At 63.1% G+C, this 18,749-nt stretch carries 10 protein-coding genes; 6 read left to right on the top strand and 4 right to left on the bottom strand.

The features are described from left to right. Positions 1-19 precede the first annotated feature (19 nt). Positions 20-5,848, bottom strand: a complete 5,829-nt coding sequence (gene mnxG, locus TZ03_RS01015) for a manganese-oxidizing multicopper oxidase MnxG (protein WP_082056503.1) — start codon at positions 5,846-5,848, stop codon at positions 20-22. Positions 5,849-6,179: 331 nt separating this feature from the next. Here mnxG and TZ03_RS01010 point away from each other — a divergent pair, with 331 nt between their 5' ends. From TZ03_RS01010 to TZ03_RS00995, 4 genes are all read left to right on the top strand, one after another. Beyond that, a complete protein-coding gene (locus TZ03_RS01010; RefSeq protein WP_051095150.1) occupies positions 6,180-7,571 on the top strand; it encodes a hypothetical protein in 1,392 nt (463 codons plus the stop codon). Positions 7,572-7,606: 35 nt separating this feature from the next. After that, entirely contained in the window at positions 7,607-9,907 is a 2,301-nt protein-coding gene (locus TZ03_RS01005) for an Ig-like domain-containing protein (protein ID WP_051095149.1), read from the top strand. Between the two features lie 130 nt (positions 9,908-10,037). Beyond that, entirely contained in the window at positions 10,038-12,299 is a 2,262-nt protein-coding gene (locus TZ03_RS01000; RefSeq protein ID WP_053388379.1) for a C1 family peptidase, read from the top strand. Between the two features lie 93 nt (positions 12,300-12,392). Further along, the gene (locus TZ03_RS00995) at positions 12,393-12,962 is read left to right on the top strand and encodes a GNAT family N-acetyltransferase (RefSeq protein ID WP_051095148.1); all 570 of its coding nucleotides are present in this window, start codon (positions 12,393-12,395) and stop codon (positions 12,960-12,962) included. A 73-nt stretch (positions 12,963-13,035) separates the two neighbouring features. On the opposite strand, the gene TZ03_RS00990 is transcribed toward TZ03_RS00995, so the two are convergent. After that, positions 13,036-14,403, bottom strand: a complete 1,368-nt coding sequence (locus TZ03_RS00990) for an MBL fold metallo-hydrolase RNA specificity domain-containing protein (protein WP_051095147.1) — start codon at positions 14,401-14,403, stop codon at positions 13,036-13,038. Beyond that, positions 14,394-15,320 carry a universal stress protein gene (locus tag TZ03_RS00985; protein WP_051095145.1) on the bottom strand — a complete coding sequence of 309 codons (927 nt, stop codon included), beginning with the start codon at positions 15,318-15,320 and terminating at the stop codon, positions 14,394-14,396. The genes TZ03_RS00990 and TZ03_RS00985 overlap by 10 nt, the downstream gene beginning before the upstream one ends. A 186-nt stretch (positions 15,321-15,506) precedes the next feature. Here TZ03_RS00985 and TZ03_RS00980 point away from each other — a divergent pair, with 186 nt between their 5' ends. After that, positions 15,507-16,055 carry a GNAT family N-acetyltransferase gene (locus tag TZ03_RS00980; protein ID WP_051095143.1) on the top strand — a complete coding sequence of 183 codons (549 nt, stop codon included), beginning with the start codon at positions 15,507-15,509 and terminating at the stop codon, positions 16,053-16,055. Positions 16,056-16,541: 486 nt separating this feature from the next. Here the strand turns inward: TZ03_RS00980 and TZ03_RS00975 are convergent, their stop codons facing one another. Further along, positions 16,542-17,468, bottom strand: a complete 927-nt coding sequence (locus TZ03_RS00975) for a universal stress protein (RefSeq protein ID WP_051095140.1) — start codon at positions 17,466-17,468, stop codon at positions 16,542-16,544. Positions 17,469-17,670: 202 nt separating this feature from the next. Here TZ03_RS00975 and TZ03_RS00970 point away from each other — a divergent pair, with 202 nt between their 5' ends. Beyond that, a complete protein-coding gene (locus tag TZ03_RS00970; RefSeq protein WP_051095138.1) occupies positions 17,671-18,744 on the top strand; it encodes an NAD(P)-dependent alcohol dehydrogenase in 1,074 nt (357 codons plus the stop codon). Positions 18,745-18,749 lie beyond the last annotated feature (5 nt).

The raw sequence follows: 18,749 nt of genomic DNA, 5'->3' as shown, positions 1-18,749 counted from the left end.
TCCTTGCCCGGTTACCCCGCTATTGCGCCACTGTCGGCACAGGCTCATCACTGACCCGCAGCAGCCCCCACATCCCCCCCAAGTTGCCGAAGGCCGCATAGTCCCGGTACAGATAGTCGCCAGGTACCGCGTTGGCGCCGCCGGCGCTGGGGAACATGAAGCTGAAATGCGCAGCCGGCAGTACGCTTTCCTGAGAGCCGATATACATGGCCAGGGGGTTGTAGCCGAAACGTACCGAGCCGATCCCGGCATCTTTCAGTGGAAAGCCGTAGAGGTCCACGCGCTCTGCCTGGAAGGGGTTGAATGCCCAGACATGCCCGTCCAGCTGGAAGGTTGCGCCACGGCTGCCCCCCGAGGGCATCAGCACATGGGTGCGGAACGGCTGCCCAGGCTTGACCCGCAGTATCGGCGTCACCGGGTCACCGCCAACCAGGGCATTGCTGTAGGCCATGTGGGCGTTGGCAACCGCGCCCAGGCCATTGCCGCCCACCTGGCCGAACGGTGTGTCCGGCGCACGGGCGAAGCGGTACCACAGCGGCTCGCTCTTGTAGTTGATGGCCATGTCCGAGTTGTCTTTGGGGTCATTGGGTACCCCCGGCCCCTCGGACGACATGTTTTCCACTGGCGCGCCACTGGCCCAGCGCATGTTCAGAGACTTCTGCCAGACCATGGCGAAGTCGCGATAGCTGGCACCGTCGCGCGGCTGTACCGTTGCCGACGCTCGGGATGCGCCATCCTCCTGCCAGGTCGCCGCCGCTGGCAGCACCGACATGGCCGCCACCAGGCCTTTTTGCGGTTGCTTGATCGGGTCGGCCGGCATCAGGTTGAGGCCACCGAACTCGATGGGAGTAGCCTCGATCACGTCGACGTTACGGCCCAGTTGCGAAGCGCTCGGCTGGCCGGCGCGCTGCAGATGGCCGGCGTAGTACTGGTAAGTCCGGCTGGGCCAGGCGCCGCTGTTGCCGACCCGTGGCGGCACGGTCTGCACCAGGTTGCTGCCGACGTTGAAGCCGTCGGACTTGGTGACATCGTAAGCCAGCAATTGGGCGTGCAGGCCAACGTGGCTGGAGGCGCGCATCAGGTTGTTGTTGAAGGTGGTCGAGCCTTGCGCACTGTAGCGGTCGCGCTTGACCGTCCCCTGCATCACCGCAAAGTTCGGCAGGTCCGGCATCACCAGCGGCAGGCGGTTCTCCAGCGTGATATTGATGCAATCCCCCGCGTTGGCACGCAGCACCAGCGGCTCCACCGGTACCCCGGCCTTGAGCTTGCCAGTGACAGGGTCCAGGTCCGCCTTGCGCACGTAGAGAATGGCGGTTGGGTCATGCAGCGGGCCGGCCTGACCGCCAATGGTGAAGGTCTCGCCATCCTCAGGGTCGACGATCGTCACCAGCGGCACACTTACCGGCCTTGGGTTGTAGACCAAGGTGCCGCCCAGCGGATCGAGCGGTCCGCCAACATGCTGGCCGACACCTGCCGGGTCGCCGATAGTCAGGCCCAGCGGGTTGGCGAGAACATCGTTGGCCAGTACCGCGGCTACCTCATAGTTGCGCTGCACCGTCGGCCGGGTACCGATGCCAGTGGGGTTGGGAGTGGTGCGCGGGCACACGCCATTGAAGCTCGTGGTGTTGCGGGCGACCACCGGCCTGGGGTTGCTGGGCAGCGGGAACAGGTCGGCGCGGGGCTGGGAATAGTTGCGCATGATGCCCCACAGGCCGCTCCAGTATCCCTCCAAGGAGGCATCCATGGAGTACAGATAGTCACCGGCCTCGCTGGCCGCACTGGACAGCATCGCCACCGGCGCCATGAAACCGAACTGCTCGGAAATCGCCACCATTTGCGAGGACTTCCAGCCAGTGTTGGAGCTATTGCCGAAACCACTGCCCGAATGCAGCCATTTCACGCCGTGCAACGTCACGTTGTGCTCCTCTTCATGCCCCCCGGCATTGACCCGCAGGCGCACGTTGTCGCCGGTATAGGTACGCAGCATGGGGGTGAACGGATCGCCCGGCATGTCACCGCGGTTGATATGTTTGGGCAGCAACGTGACCCCGCCGGTAGGGCCGGTCGCCGCAGTGACGGCGCTGGGGGCCAGGTTGAGCGCCGGGATCGCACGGTCGGTGCGGCTTTGCAGGGCGTAGGCGAGATCCCCCGCCAAACCGTCGGCCTGCATGCCGGGCTTGCCGTCCGGTGCCACCTTGTTGGGGTCGTAGATGCGCAGGCCCAGCGGCTCATGCCGGTAGTTGACGACGAAGATACCCGGGTCCGAGGCCGAGATCGCTTGTGGGCAGGGCCGCGTCGGGCAGGTCAGCAATTGCCCGTCGCCCACCTCCAGGACAGACTCCAGCAAGTTGGCCGCCGCCTTTCTCGCTGGCGGGTTGATGGCATAGCGGAAGCTGTCCGGCGTGGCTGGGTAGGCCCCCGCATCGGGCCTGCCATCGGGGCCGGCGCCAACGTAGACACCGGCTTCATAGGCATGCTGGAAGTCGCTGAACTCAAGGAAGAACTCGCGGAAACTGTCGTCCTTGTTGTCGCCATCGCGGTCACCGGTGGCGATCACGGCCTGCCAGGACGTCGGACCACCGTCCTGGCGCCCGCTGCCGTTGTACAAGGGCTCTCCGGTTTCGGCGTGGAACCAACTAGAGCCGGCCGGCTCGGCGAGCACCGTGGCATACATGCCCACCTGCTGGTGGGTCGAAGGGCCAAGGTGGTCATGGGTGAAGATATTGCCCAGGCCACGATCGATGTTGTGCACGTTCAACACCGGGTCGGCGAACCAGCGTTGCAGCGTAGTGCGTGCCCCAAGCCAGTCGGGCCGCTGGAACTGCCCGAAGTAAGGGTGCGACTTGGCTACCGGGCAGTCCGCGGTGCCTTCACGTGGGTCGCCCTCGCTACAGCCGTTGAAACGGCGAATGGCATGGATGCGCTCGACCACGGTGCCCGGCGATAGCACGCCATCCTCATAGTTCCAGCCGTTGGCCGAACCGTCGGCGGAGGTCAGGTCCCACTTGGGCAAGTGGATATGCTGGCCAATGACGTCGGTGGGCGTGCGTACCTGGTAGTCATCCAGCTCATAGACCGAAGGCACCAGGTTGGTGTGCTGGTACTGGGTGCAGTCGAAGGTGTTCATGCGCATCACCAGGGGCTCAGGCGGGCGCTGTTTGTTGATCACCGGCCACGCATCTTCCCACAGGGTAAGGATGCGGGTTTGCGGGAAGTGGTAGCCGACCTTGTTGAAGACCGCGTCGAACTGGATGTTGGCACCTTTGTAGACGCGCGGGTGGTCGGCACTGAACGGTGAAGCACCGCTGAACGTCTGGGCATCCAGGCGCTCGCCACTGTTGTAGACACCTGCCCCGGCGCTACGAGTCAGACGCTTTTGCCGATCGTCCATGCACGGCTCGAAAAATGGCGCGCCGGCCACCGGGGGCGCCCCGTTGGTGAGGAAGCTGCGTGGCTGCAACTGGCCACTGGGCAGCACCGCGTAGCTGGGATGTTCGGGCTTGGCATGGAAAGCCATGGCCGCCTGTTCGACCTCGGTGCCCTCCTCCGGGAAATACACCGGTTTGGCGCGTTCCAGCGTCTTGCTCATGTCCAGCACACTGGTGGTCACCTGCGCCTCGCCGCCTGCCGCCCAGCCGTCCAGGGCGTGACGTGGCAGGCCGCCATCCCAGCCTCCGGCCTGGGCAGGGTCCAGCGCCGCCCACAATGCCTTGCCGCTGTCGCGCAAGGCCGTGGCCGTTTGTGCATCGAGCATGTCCAGCGGTGGCGTGGGTGGGCGTTGGCCGACGGTGCTTTCCACGCCGCCGATCCAGAATGGATAACCGGGGTTCTTCAGGCTGCCATCGACGTTGCGGTTGGCTTCGCTGCGGTCGACCAGGGCCAGGGACCCGACAGCCCGCAGCCCGTTCGCCGCTTGACTGTCATCGCCCGGCTCTTGACCTGCCGCCAGCGTTTCACCACTGAGTTTCGGCACCACCACCACTTTGCCCGGCATCGGTGGCAGGGCCTTGCCCGGCAAGGGCACGATCGCCGGGATCGGCGTACCGGCGACGATCTCGCCATCAGGCAAGGCCCGGGCGCCCTGGGCCGGCAAACCGCTGCGCAGGGCGAACGGCTCGGCGTGGAAGCCGTCGCTACCCTCCTGGGTCACCGCCAGGCGCGTGCCTTCCTCGAACACATCATGGATACGCCACATCGCCCACATGCCTTGGGCGAAGTGCGGGTAGAAATGGCAATGGTAGATCGCATCGCCAACCACCCGGTTGCGATTGCCGGAGCCTCCGTTGGCGATCTCGTAGGTGTACCCCGAACCTGGCCCTACACCCTGGGCGTCCATGTAGTCGGAGTTATCGTCATTGGGGTTGAACAGCCACTGGTGCCCGTGGAGGTGGAAGACATGCTGCTCGTAGCCCACGCTGATATTGCGAAACTTCACCGCGTCGCCCAGGTAGCTGTGGGCAACGTTGGAGGGCTCGGCCGGATACAGCGCCATGCTTGCCTTGATGCCGACGCTCTGCGCGGGCGGCACCTGGCCAGGCCCCAGCAGCTCCAGGCCGGTGTTGGCCGGCACGTCCACCAGCATCGCGATATCGCCGGTGGTATGCGCACTGAGGAAAAACTCTTCGTAGGCGCAGGACAGACAGTCATGCATCGGCCCGACACCCACGCGGTTGGCGATGACCTCGGCACCCATGCCACCTGAACCGTAGTTGACCATGAAGGCATCGCGGGTCGGGTCGAGCACCTGGCCGAACACCAGGTCGCCCCAGAACCCTGGAAATGCTTGAATCACCGCCGACTGATCGTGGAATGCCGCGGCAAAATCGCGGAACGGTTCCAGGCGGTTGGGCAGACTCGGGTTGCGCTTGCCATGGCTCTCCAGTGGATAGGTCGAGGGCGGGAAACTGCCATCGGCATTGGGCCCCATGACCAGCGCATCGGCATTGCCGGCAATGATTTCGCTGCCATCGACCATGTTGAGGATCGGTTTGCCGGCCTTGCCTTCCGCAATCCAGGGCGCGCGCACTGGGTAGCGCGCCTCGTAGTCGATGATCGGCTGGCCGGCGGGTGTGCGCCCGCGTGTCGCCAGGCGCATGTCCTCTTCGGTCACGGTATTGTGATAGGCCCGCCCACCTTTGGGCAGCACCACCACCTGGGCGAACAGGCCGTTGCCGACGTTGCCGGAAGAGCCCTCGCTACCGAACGTGGCACCGTAGCTGGTCGCCGCGAAAGTGCCTTCGCGTTCGGCATACAGGGTGTAGGTTCGACTTTGCCCTGGGGCCAGCAACGTGTTGTCATTGCGCCCACTGTTGGCGGCGATATCGTTGATCGAGCCAAACGCTTGCAGGCCGTTGACCTGGAACCCCACATGGCGGTCGGCAACCTGGGCGTCGACGTGCAGCTCACCATTGGCAGCGTTCTCATGGTCGTTGTCCTGGCCATTGGGGTTGGCCTGGAACGCCAGCAGGTTCTGCAGATTGACCTGCAGGCAATCGCCGGCGGCGACGCGCAATACCAGTGGCCGCGGCCGTTTGTCCGGACGCAAGGTGACCTGCCCGGGTGCCGCATTCCCCCCTTGGCTGATCAATACCCCATTGTTATCGACCACATCGCCCCGCAGGGCGTACATCATGCCGTTGGGGTTGTGCGCGCCAAGCCGGTTGAACATCAGCGGCTGGTCCATGGCCACGATATTGGCCACCAGGGTGCGCTGGCATTGCACCGCTGCCTCGGCTATCTCGCCACCGCCGAGCCACACGCCTGTGAGCAAGGCCACCCTGACCGGCCTCTTCAACCAGAGACGGATGCCATCGAAGTCGAGTCGAGCATTCAAGTGCGCGCAGATCATGTTGGCCTCCAGGTCAGCAACACCGTGGTTGGCCTCTAGCCAAGCAAACCCCAAGCCACAATAAATTGTATTTAAATTCAAATGGTTAAGATGACTCCTCTATTCGGGTGGGGCATTTGCGCCCCCAATTCCTCACCCAATTCCTCACCCAATTCCCCACTCCAAGAGAGCCAATCCCCAATCGGGGTGTCGTTTCAGCCCCCCATTTCTAGCTCAAAGCCCCTAACCACAAGGGGTTCAGCAATATCAAGAGTGAACTGACACAGTTTTTGCTTATGCCGTCTCAGCACCGTTCGACCCCCAGCCGGTGTCATTTCCAGAGGACTGAACCATGCATAACAGATTGACCCTACTGGCAAGCTCGATCCTGCTTGCGTCAATCGGTGGCGGGGCGCCGCAGGCAGCACTCTATGCCGTGGACCCGGGTACCCCCGGAGAACGCCCCTACCCGCTCGATAGCGGCAACAAGACTGGCTATGCCGCCTGGTACCAGGACACCCATGGCCGAACGCTGGACCTGTGCCTGAGCAAGGCCGTCAGCTCCCGCGTTGCCCCCACACCTGGGGCACCTGCCTATATGTGCGTCCTCAACCCGGAACCGGGGGTATTCGACGACACCGCCCCCATCGTCTTCCCGACCAACTATCCCGATGAAACCTTCTGGTTCGCCGCGGACGGCGAAATCACCGACGCCGCCAGGGGCATCGACCTGACCTATGTCGCAGCCATCGAAGCAGCCTTCAACGGCGAGATCGCCGACGGCCACCAACTGAGCTTCGCCCGTATTCGCATCCGTGTGGATGTTCCCGTTGCCGGCGTCTATACGGTCACCCACCCGTATGGCGTCGACGTGTTCAACGTCACGCCAGAGGAGTTCGCCGACACCGGCGGCGACCGGGCAATCAACATGACCCGCGATATCGGCATCGGCCCGGCCGGTGACTATACCGGCGCGCTGAAGGGTGACATCGGACCTTTCCTGCGTAGCCTCAATGGCCCCTATACCGAGACCAACCCAGAAACCGGCCAGCTAGAGAAATACATCGGCGACCCGAATATCGAGGAGCAAGTTACCGGCAGCCCCTTCAATACCAACTACCTGCGTATCCAGGGGCCCAACGGCATCGATATCCGCAACGACGTATTCGCCGTTTCCGGCAAGCTCTCCGCCGTGGATCTCCCGGCCCCCGCCCTGGTCCAGCGGGCCACCTACACGCGGGAAAATTCGTCCGGTAGTGTGGTCGCGCATCAGGATGTCTTCACCATGGCCCCTCCACCTCCCGGTACGGTCAACTTCCTCGACAGCGCCGGGGTTGCCGTGACCATGACCGAAGCCAATTCGACCGGTAGCTGGTATGGCCAGTCGACCGTCAACCCGTCGCTACCGAAAACCTTGCAAGTGACCGCCGACAACCATCTGGCAATCCCCACCGCTCTACCACCGACCACCGTGTCAGTGCCACTGACCGACCTGGTCACCATCCGCCGCGCCGAATACAGCCGCAGCACCGGTCGACTGACCATCGAGGCTTCGACCAGCGACCGTACCGCACCTCCAAACATGACCGCCTACGCCGGCAAGAGTGGTGCACTGATCGGTGAGCTCTCCGGCGGTGCCGACAAGTCCATGTCACCGACCGTGGGGGCCATTCCACCGGCGACCATCCGGGTGACATCGGCGAACGGCGGTAGCGATACAGAAGAAGTGGTCATCGTCCAATGACCCCTACGAATTCGGAGCAAGCGCCAGGAGGTTTCATGAACAAGTGGCCACGTTTCATGTTCAACACGCTGAGCCTGACCATCGCCATGCACGGGGCTGCCTACGCCGCCCTGCAGGATTTCGACCGGGGGCCCTACACCCTCGCCACCGGCCGATTCCCCATGTGGTACCAGGACTTCAACAACGTGAAGCTGGAGCTCTGCACGTCCAAGACCGTCAGCTCCCGCGCACCGGGCACCGCAGCCGCCCCCGGCTACATGTGCACCATTCCCGCCGAGGGCGGCTTCAATCCCGCCGACCCCATCATCTACCCCAACAACTGGCCAGGCGAAAGCTTCTGGTTCATCGCCGAAGCAGAAGTCGGTGACAGGACCTTCGGCGTCGAGCAGTACGTCGCCGGGCTGGAAGCGGTGGCCGGCGAAGGCGAGATCATCGATGGGGAACAACACAACTTCGCCCGCATCCGTATCCGTGCCGCAGTTCCCACGACGGGCATGTACACCGTACGCCATCCGTATGGCACCAAGGTGTACGTAATGACCACGACCGGGCGGCGGGCAATCAACGACACCAGCGATATCGGCATCGCCACGCTCAACTATGCGGGCGCCTTGCAGGGCGCACTTGGGCCGTTCCTGTATAGCGCAACGGCTCCCCATAGCCTGACCAACGAAGCGGGCATGGAGATCGCCCGCTACTTCACCGAGACCAACCCGGAAACCCAACTGGAGGAAAAGTACATCGGTGATCCGAATATCGATGACCTGGTGCTCGGCAGCCCGGTCCTGGACGCCCAGGGCAACCCGCAGAACTATCTGGAGATTTCCGGCCCGGCGGGCACGCTACGCACCAATGTGTTCACCCTCTCCGGCAAGATCTTCGACGACCGCACCCAGACGCCAGTAGAGGTGGAGCGCATCACCTACCAGCGTGACAGCAATGGCTCGCGCGTCGAAATATTCGCCGACTCGCTGCGTACCAACCCAAGTACACAGGCAGAGGAGCCAGCCGCTTCGACAATATGCTACCGCGACACCTTGGCCCCCACTGGGACGCCACCGGGACCGTGCCTGCCCAACGCGAATCTGCTGACCGACAACAACGGCTACTTCTACACCAGCTTCGCGACACCCGCCGCCCCGCCATCAGTGGTGGTGTTGACCGCCAGCGAACTGGGCGGTGCGAACAAACCGACCTCGGTATCCCGTACGCCAGTCGATGTGGTGAAAGTCAGTACCGCCCGATACGATGCGGCCAATCAGCGCCTGACCATCAGCGCAAGCTCCAGCGACAAAGTGCTCAACCCAAGCCTTGTCGCCCAAGGGTTCGGCCCTCTGCCAGCAAACGGGACGCTGGTGGTGCAGGACCTGGCGCAACCGCCGGAAAGCGTGACAGTGAAGTCGGCTGCCGGTGGGGTGGACAGCGAGCCAGTGGCCGTCGCAGGTATCGCCGAGCCCCCGGCCGAGAACCAGAAGCCCGTGGCCGTGGCCGATACCGCCAGCACCAGCTCGGGCGTGCCGATCACCCTCAACGTCCTGGCCAATGACAGCGACCCCGACGACAACCTGCCGCTGACCATCGACAGCTTCGTGCCCCCGGCGGCCGGCCAGGGGACGGTGGCACTCAACGGCACCACCAGCCTGACCTACACACCACCGACGACCAATGTCCCGCTGCAGGCGACCTTCAGTTACATCGCCCGCGACAGCAAAGGCCTGACGTCGGACCCGGCAGTGGTCACGGTCAACGTGAGCCCGAACCAGGCACCGGTCGCCACCAACGACAGCGGTGCCAGCCAAGGCGGAACGCTCACGCTCAACGTGTTGAACAACGACACCGATGTCGATGGCAACACGCCCTTGAGCGTGGTCAACCTGACCCAACCGGCGCCGGGCCAGGGCAGTGTCAGCACCGACGGCACGGTGGTGACCTACACCGCACCGCAAACCATCACCGCGCCCTTCACCGCCACCTTTACCTACCAGGCCAGGGATGCCCAGGGTGCGCTGTCGGCACCGGCTACCGTCACTGTGCAAGTCACCCCCTTGGCGACTCAGGAGAACCTGGTGGTGGCCAGCGCCCAGGTAACGGCACGCTCCAACAACCGCTTCACTTGGGACCTGTCCGGAACCACCTCGTCCGTGACCGGCAATACCATCACCGTTGAAGTGACCACCCCCGCAGGCCCGGTAACGTTGGGCAGCACCAATGTACCGGCCAACGGCCGCTGGCGGATGTCGGTCACTACGACGACAGTAGTGCCAAGCGCCAACCCGACAGCCACGATCCGCTCGTCGCTTGGGACCGTGCGCACGGCGCAGGTAGTGGTCCAGTAGCGGGTCCCCCCGCCTCCTTCACCGGAGGCGGGGGCCCCACCGTTCGATAGCGTCTTGAATCGCCCTCCCACACTGGCACTCGCTGCTTTCCTGCCCATACTCAAATGGGTTTCATCACGGAGCAGTTGCCATGGGCAAGGCTAAAAGCAGCGCGGTCAACCCGGCGAGATCCAAACCTGCAATCAAAGACCCGCCACAACCCGCCGCGCCAACCAGCCACACGCCGATCGCCGGCCGACTGCTGGATGCTCGTCCCGACCGCCTGGATTTTCGCGACCTGCTCTACACCCCGCCGCTACGCTCCCTGCCACCGTGTTGGCCCCTGCAAGCCAACCTGACAGACGCCATCAAGGGCTATGTGGCCCATGGTCTGGTTCTGAACCAGGGGTCCGAGGGCGCCTGTACCGGCTTTGGGCTTGCCGGTGTGGTCAACTACCTGCTGTGGCTACAGCACCTGGAGCTCGGTGAGGACGGCGGCAGGTTCGAACCGGTCAGCCCGAGGATGCTCTACGAGTTGGCCCGGCGCTACGATGAATGGCCTGGCGACGACTACGAAGGGTCAAGCTGCCGTGGCGCCCTCAAGGGATGGCACAAGCACGGCGTATGCAGCGAAACGCTCTGGCCGTTTTCCATCAACGCATTCATCAGGCCGCTGCCTGGCTGGGACACCGATGCACCGCGCAGGCCCCTGGGTGTCTACTATCGAATCGAGCGCAAGTCGGTCGTTGACTTGCAGGCAGCCATTCTGAACATTGGCGCCATCTATGTGTCCGCCAGCGTCCATGATGGCTGGGACACCCTGATGCGTAAACGCACTGCGCCAATACCCAAAGGCCACGAACATCTGCCGGTCATTCCTGCGCCCCGGCACCCCGGCCTGCTCGGCCGGCATGCATTCGCCCTGGTTGGCTATGACCAGCGTGGCTTCGTCGTGCAGAACTCTTGGGGCAAGCGCTGGGGCTGCTCTGGGTTCGCAGTGCTGCCGTATGAGGACTGGGTGGTCCACGGCACTGATGCCTGGGCTTGTGCGCTCGGTGTCCCTCTGGCGCTGGCCATACCAGATACGCTCAAGGGCGCGGCTTCGGCCTTGCATGAGCAGGCCGCTTCGGCGTTTCGCGTAGGCTCGGGACGGTCTCTCACCAGCCTCGACCGCTCGGCTCGGGTCGCGGCCAATCCCGCGCATGATCCATGGCCATTCGACCATCCGTTCAACGAGCCACGCTATCAACCGATAACGACACGGCGCGCCTATGAGCTCACCTTGGTCACCGGCAATGACGGCGAGATCGTACCTACCGACTTCACCCGTAGCCCGCTGGATCGCGCGGGCCTTGTGCAAGAGATCGTCGAGCAGCGGCCACTCGACTGGCTCAAGACACAAGCGCAACAGAAAACCCTTCGGCTAATGATTTACGCACATGGCGGGCTCAACAATGAAGACGAGTCAATACAGCGGATTCGTGTCCTTGCGCCGTATTTTCTCGCCAACGGCGTATACCCGCTGTTCATCACCTGGAAGACTGGCCCCGGCGAAACCCTCGCCGGCATGGCGGAAGACTGGCTGCACAAACTGTTTGGGGCAGACACAGACCGAGCGACTGGCCTGGGCGATGTGTTCGAGGAGGCCAAGGACCGCGCCATAGAGGCGCTGGCACATGTACTGGGCACCGGCATCTGGTCACAAATGCGCAGCAACGCTCGCGACAGCACTCGGCCCGGGCACGGCCTGGCCCTGGTGGCGCAAGCGCTGCTGGCACTGTCCGAATCCTTGCAGGCCCAGGGCGCCAAGCTGGAACTGCACTTCGTTGGCCATTCCGCCGGGTCGATACTCCTTGGCCATCTACTGGACGTTCTTGGCAGCAACCCTGCCCGCCCGTTGAAGGTTCAGAGCTGCGAGTTGTTCGCTGCAGCCTGTTCATCCGGCTTTGCCATCGAGCATTACCTGAATGCTCATGCCAGAGGTGTGCTCGGTCTGGATCAGGTGTGGCTGGATGTGCTCAGCGACGAAAACGAGAAATCGGACGGTTTGCCGACACCGAGCTTACCCGCGTATGGCAAGTCACTGCTTTACCTGGTATCGCGAGCACTGGAAGACGTTCGCAAACAGCCCTTGCTGGGCATGGCTCGGGCCCTGGACCCGCTTTACGCCAACGACAAAGACCAGTGGGATGCAAACACCCTGCACGCTGTACAGAAGTGGCAGGCAAACTGGCCAACGAAACCTGACCGCTTGCGTATCTGGAAATCGCCCTGGGTTCGCACCACACGCAATGGGCAACAGATACCGTCATCCCATGGTTCCTTCGACAACAATATCGAAGTGATGACCTTCGTGTTGACGCGTATCACCGGCAAAAAGCTGATTGGTGAACTGGAGTGGCTGGATTACTGAAGAAACCGAGCAATTGACAACTATCAAGTCAGCCAGGGGCTGCGCGCTGAAACTGAACCTCCATTCTCCGTTGCGATATGTGAGGAAACTGCCATGGCTCCCGCCGATACGACCCACCAAAGCGCCGCTCCCTCGTTTCCAGTGCCTTCGGGTGAGCATTGGATCGAAGCACTCGATAATGGCACTCATGTACTGATCAGGCCCTTGCAGGCCAAGGATCGACAGCGCGAAAAGGCCTTCATCGAGCGCCTGTCACCAGAGTCGCGGCACTTTCGCTTCCTGTGCCAACTGAAGGAACCGGGTGAGGCGATGCTCGACCAACTGATGACGGTCGATCAGGACCGACAGGCTGCCTTCGTCGCCCTTGCCCATGTGGATGGTGAACTGCAGGAGGTGGGTATTTCCCGTTACGCCGCGTGCGCGGGCAAGGATGAGTGCGAATGTGCTGTCACGGTCCTCGACAGCTGGCAGCATCATGGCCTTGGCCGCTTGCTCCTCAAGCACTTGACCGACCATGCACGGGCCAAGGGCTTCCGGCAGATGTATTCGATCGACTCCGCAGCCAACCAGGCGATGCGCGACCTGGCCAAGGCGGCAGGGTTCACCACGGCCACCGACCCGGATGACCCAGCCCAGGTCATTCATCGCCTCGCGCTGACCTGAGCGGTGTTTGGAGAATGTGTCAGCGCCTGTCAGATCGAGCGCCGCCCGCGCGGCGCTCGATCTACGTCCCACCCTAGCGTACAGCGTCTATGGCCACGGTTTCCTGATACTCAGGTACGCAAACCTGCCAACCGAGTTCAATGCTGATCCGCCGCCGCAAGGTGTCGGCTGCGTGTGGTTCGCCATGAATGACATAGGTCTGACGTGGCGGTCGGGTGAACCCGCGCAACCACTCCATGATTTCATCGGCATCGGCGTGTGCAGAAAGGTTCTCCATGGCATGCACCTGCGCCCGGATGGGCACATCTTCGCCATGCAGGCGCACACTACGCGCACCGGCGACTATATCGGCACCGCGTGTGCCGCCAGCCTGAAAGCCGGAAAAAAGGATGCTGTTACGTGGGTTGGGTGCCAGCGCCTTGAGGTGGTGCAATACCCGCCCACCGGTCGCCATGCCACTGGCGGCGATGATCACCGCCGGCTCACGCAACTGGTCCAGGTGCCTGGATTCATCGACCGAGCGGATGATATGCGTGCCCCTGCACATCGCAGCGCATTCCGCCTGTGTCAGGCGATGCTCACTGCTGAACCGCTGGTAGAGGGTGGTGGCATCGGTGGCCATCGGGCTGTTGAGGTAGACCGGAATGTCCGGTATCAACCCGTCGCGCTTGAGCTTGTACAGGTAGTACATCAATAGCTGGGCACGGCCTACGGCGAAGGATGGCACCAAGGTGATGCCATGGCGCAGGAGTGTCTGGTTGATGACCCGGGCCAGAAACTGCTCAGGCAGTTCTACAGGGTGCGTGCGATCTCCATAGGTGGACTCCACCAGCAGCACATCCGCCGTGCCGACCAGTTCAGGCGCGCGCATGATCGGATCTTGCGGACGCCCCAGGTCGCCCGAAAAAAGCAAGGTCTGGCCATCGGCCCTGATCTGTACCGTCGCGGCACCCAGTATGTGCCCGGCCGTGCGCATCAGCAGGTCCATGCCCGCTGCAATCGGCGTAGTGCGATGCAACTCCACAGGGCGAAACAGCGCCAGCGCCCGTTTTGCATCCTCTTCGGTATAAAGCGGACATGCAGGCGAATGCTTGGAATAGCCATGCCGATTGGCATGTGCAGCCTGCTCTTCCTGCAACCGGGCGCTGTCGAGCAGGAGGATCTCGGCCAGGGCACAGGTCGCCGGGGTTGCATAGATCGGCCCTGCGTAGCCTTCCCGTGCCAGTACCGGAAGGTACCCACTGTGGTCAAGATGGGCATGGGTCAGTACCACGGCATCGAGGGCACGCAGTGACGCGGGCAACGGTTGCCAGTTTCGCAGGCGCAGTTGCTTGTAACCCTGGAACAACCCGCAGTCGATCAATACCCGGGTAGTATCACGGGTCAGCAGGAACTTGCTGCCGGTCACGGTGCCGGTACCGCCAAGGAAGGTCAGTTGCATGGCTGCGGCTCCCAGGTTTCGATCACATGGGGGTGTACTGTCAGGACGCTGCAGGGCGGGCGGCTGACGATGCGCTCGGTAGTATCGCCCAGCAGCTTGTTCAGCCCCTTGAGCTGCACGACGCCCATGACCACTACGTCAATGTCCAGCGCCGCCACCTGCTGACGAAGCACCTGCACCGGGCCACCTTCCTCGAAATGCCGGCAATCGAGCGGTACGCCTTCGGCCTCTGCCAAGGCATCGAAAGGCGCCTGGAGGGCGTCACGCATCTCATCGATGCATGCCTGGCTGACGTTCATGTCCGCGGCGAACATCCCGCTCAGGCTGTAGGCCGAGAGCAAATGCAGTTGCCCGTCGCATTGCAGCGCCAGCGCTTGCGCAGTCCGAACAAGCCCGCGATTGAACAGCGCCTGGGCGCCTGGAGCATCGCTGGGTGAGGTGTCCACGGCGACCAGGATGCGCTTGGGCAACGCCACCGCCGTCGCTGGCACGAAGTGCGTGACCCCGTTGAACCCGCGCATCAGCGCACAATCCAGTGGTGTACCGAACAGTCGCGTCAGGGCCGGTACCACTTCGCTGTCCTTGATGACCATATCTGGCTGCAGTTCGCTGATGTAGTCGATGGCCTGGCGGCGAATGTCGTCTGCACTCAGGCTATCGACCGTCAGCGAGATGCCGTTGCCGCGATGCCGCTCGAGTAGTCCCGCGAGCCGCTCGCGGTATTGCGCGAACTGGCGCTTGATATCGGCCTCGTTCAGCCGTTCTTCGCGCAGAAGGTGTTCCTCCGAAGGTTCGAACACCCCCAGCACATGCACGCTGGCACCGCTGACATGCGCCAGGGCAAGGGCCCTGCGCAGGGCAGCCGAATGCCGATCGGCGTCGGTGAGTAGCACCAGCAGTTGTCGATATTGCCCCATGGTGAGCCTCCAGGCTTGCGCGGTGGGCGTGATGATGTAGACGATCTTCGGAAGTCCGGCCCCTTGCCGCTTGATGCAGATCAGAAAACCGCCATCCGTGCATGAACTTGACGATTGTCAGAATCGAACCGGCCCGCCACGGTAAAACGGCTGCATATAGCATCGACCGGGTAATCGGGAGGCGACATGAACGGGCAGCGAACTGAACAGCCAAGCGCGGGCGAGCATTGGATAGAGAACCTTGCGGACGGCTCTGCGGTACTGATCCGCCCGCTGCGTGAGGAAGACCACGAGAGGGACAAGCGCTTCCTGAGCACGATCGCCTATGAGGCCCGGCGCTTCCGCTTCATCGCCGGGCTCAGTGGCGGCTTACCGAACCTGGATGTGCAGCTGATGCCGGTGGATTATCAACAACGCATGGCCTATGTGGCGCTTGCCCATCAAGACGGCCAGCTGCGGCAGGTCGGGATCAGCCGCTATGCCGGGGTGCCCGGCAGCCAGCATTGCGAATGCGCGGTGGCAGTGAGCGAAGATTGGCAACGCAAGGGGCTGGGCAAGCTACTGCTGCAACACCTGATCGCAGCCGCCAGGCGCAATGGCTATCACTGCATGACCTCCAGGGACCTGGCGAACAACTACGCCATGCACCGGCTGACCAAGGCGCTGGGGTTCACCTCACGCTACCTGGGTGGCGATGTCAGTGAGATTCTTCACGAACTTGACCTGCGCACCTGAAAGAGGGAGTGCGCAAATCGAGCGCTGCCCGCGCGGCTAAAGCCGCTCCCACAGGCGTGAGCCCAAAGCCTGCGCAGTATCTGTGTAGGAGCGGGCTTGCCCGCGAAGAATCCAACGCGATGGATGGCACCGGCTTTGCCGGTGTTCGCGGCTAAAGCCGCTCCTACACGGATAGCGTGAGCCCGAAGCCTGCGCAGTACCTGTGCAGGAGCGGGCTTGCCCGCGAAGAATCCAACGCGATGGATGGCACCGGCTTTGCCGGTGTTCGCGGCTAAAGCCGCTCCTACACGGGTAGCGTGAGCCCGAAGCCTGCACAGTACCTGTGTAGGAGCGGGCTTGCCCGCGAAGAATCCAGCGCGGTGGATGGCACCGGCTTTGCCGGTGTTCGCGGGCGGCGCTCGGCCAGGTGATGCAAATGCCACGGCGTGCACTTCCCAGCCCGATGCACTACCAATTGACTGGCATTGCCCCTTCGGGCCTTGCATCTCAGCCCTGGGAACGCTCGGGCGAAATCACCAGCACGCTGCTGCTCAACCGATGCATCACCCGCTCCGCGGTGCTGCCGATGAACCAGCCAATGCCACGGTGGTGATAGCTGCCCATGACCAACACATCGATATCGTTGTGCTCCATGAACAGCGCCAGGACCTTGGCTGGGTCCCCTACTCGCATATGGCGATGCTCGATGGCGATCCCGTTGCGCTCGGCAAGCGTCTGGAAGGCATTGCTCTGAACGTCGTGAAGCGTCTGGGCAAGGTTCGAATCGAACAGGAACGAGTGTTCCCGGCTGCCTCCCGCGTCCAGATACATGGAGCCCAGGTCGTAGACGTACAACAATTCGATCTGGGCATTGCATTGCAGCGCCAGTTTCAGCGCTTCGCTGATGATCTGGTCGTTGAACCCCTCATACTGGTCTTCGGGGCGGGACAGGTCCACGGCCGCGAGTATCTTGCGCGGCAACGCATTGCTGGCCTTGTGTACCAGGTGCAGGGGTATGCGGGTTTCCCGCAACAGCTGGATGTCCAGCGACGTGAACATGGCGCGCATCCACCAGGGTTCATGCTCGAATGCCTTGATCAGCATGGCGAACGGCTGCTCGCGCAGGTGTACCAGGACCTCATCCAGCGGATGCTGCACCCACACCACTTCGGTGGTAACCGTCACACCATTGCGCCGCATCGACAGCGCCTGGGTTTCCAGCCACTCACGGTGCTGCTGAACGTACCCGTCACGCATGACCGCCAGAGCCTGGTCATTGACCAGGCCCGCCGTGGCGAGCCCCTCGAGGTAGTCGAAGGCAACGATGTGCAACGCCATGCCCTTGGCCTTGGCCAGCGCTGCGGCGCGGTCGTAGACCGGGGTACGGCGCATCAGGGGGGACGCGAGAAGCAGGAGTCTTTGCGGGTTGTCCATGGCACACCTCTACGGTTTGCAAGCGTGCTTCGATCATCGGCCATCAGCGACTGCCGAACTTGATGTTTATCAACTGCAGCGCTCGGCAGACGAACGGCCACGCAAATGGCGCGTAAAGTTGATGCGGATCAACGCTTCGACGTATTTCCAGCGCACGCTAGCCTGAATCAACCACCACCACGCAATGCCCCGGAGGCATGCCATGGCACTCATGAAAGCGGCGGTTTTTGTCGACAAGAATCGCATCGTGCTGGATGACAAACCGGTCCCTGACATCGGGCCACTGGATGCATTGATTCGCATCACCACTACAACGATCTGCGGCACCGATGTGCATATCCTGCGGGGCGAATACCCAGTGGCCAAAGGCCTGACCGTGGGCCATGAACCTGTGGGCGTGATCGAGAAACTGGGCTCGCAGGTCCAGGGTTTTCATGAAGGGCAACGGGTGATCGCCGGCGCCATCACGCCCAGCGGCCACAGCAATGCCTGCCTGTGTGGCTGCGCCTCCCAGGACGGCGCCGGCACCCTGCATGGTTTCAAGGCCATCGGTGGCTGGAAGCTAGGCAATGTCATCGATGGCTGCCAGGCCGAATACGTTCGGGTGCCGGACGCCATGGCCAACCTCTCCCCTATTCCCGACCGGCTCACTGACGAGCAGGTGCTGATGTGTCCCGACATCATGTCCACCGGCTTTTCCGGCGCGGAACGGGGCGGTGTGACCGTCGGTGACACGGTGGCCGTGTTTGCCCTGGGGCCGATCGGCCTGTGCGCCATCGCCGGTGCCAGAATGTTGGGCGCGACCACCATCATCGGCGTCGACACGGTTGCAGCGCGAATCAGCGTTGCCCGCCGGCTTGGCGCCGACTACGTGGTCGACTTCAAACAGGGCAACGTGGTGGAGCAGATCATGGCGCTCACCGATGGCCGCGGCGTGGATGTGGCGATTGAAGCCCTGGGCACCCAGGCCACCTTCGAATCGGCACTGCGCGTGCTGCGCCCGGGCGGCACCTTGTCGAGCCTGGGCGTGTACAGCGCCGACCTCAGCATCCCCCTGGGTGCGTTCGCCGCCGGCCTGGGCGATTACCGCATCGTGACTACCCTTTGCCCGGGCGGCAAGGAGCGCATGCGTCGGCTGATGGAGGTCGTCGCCAGTGGCCGGGTGGACGTTTCGCCCTTGGTCACCCACAGGTTTCGGCTCGATGACATCGAAGCCGCCTACGCGTTGTTCGCCAACCAGCGCGACGGGGTGATGAAAGTAGCGATCACCCCCTGAGTCCG

Origin of the sequence: Pseudomonas sp. 10-1B, from assembly GCF_000935045.1 — a bacterium.
Classification (GTDB): Bacteria; Pseudomonadota; Gammaproteobacteria; order Pseudomonadales; family Pseudomonadaceae; genus Aquipseudomonas.
The sequence above is the reverse complement of the archived record's forward strand: the minus strand, read 5'-3'. Positions and strand labels throughout refer to the sequence as shown.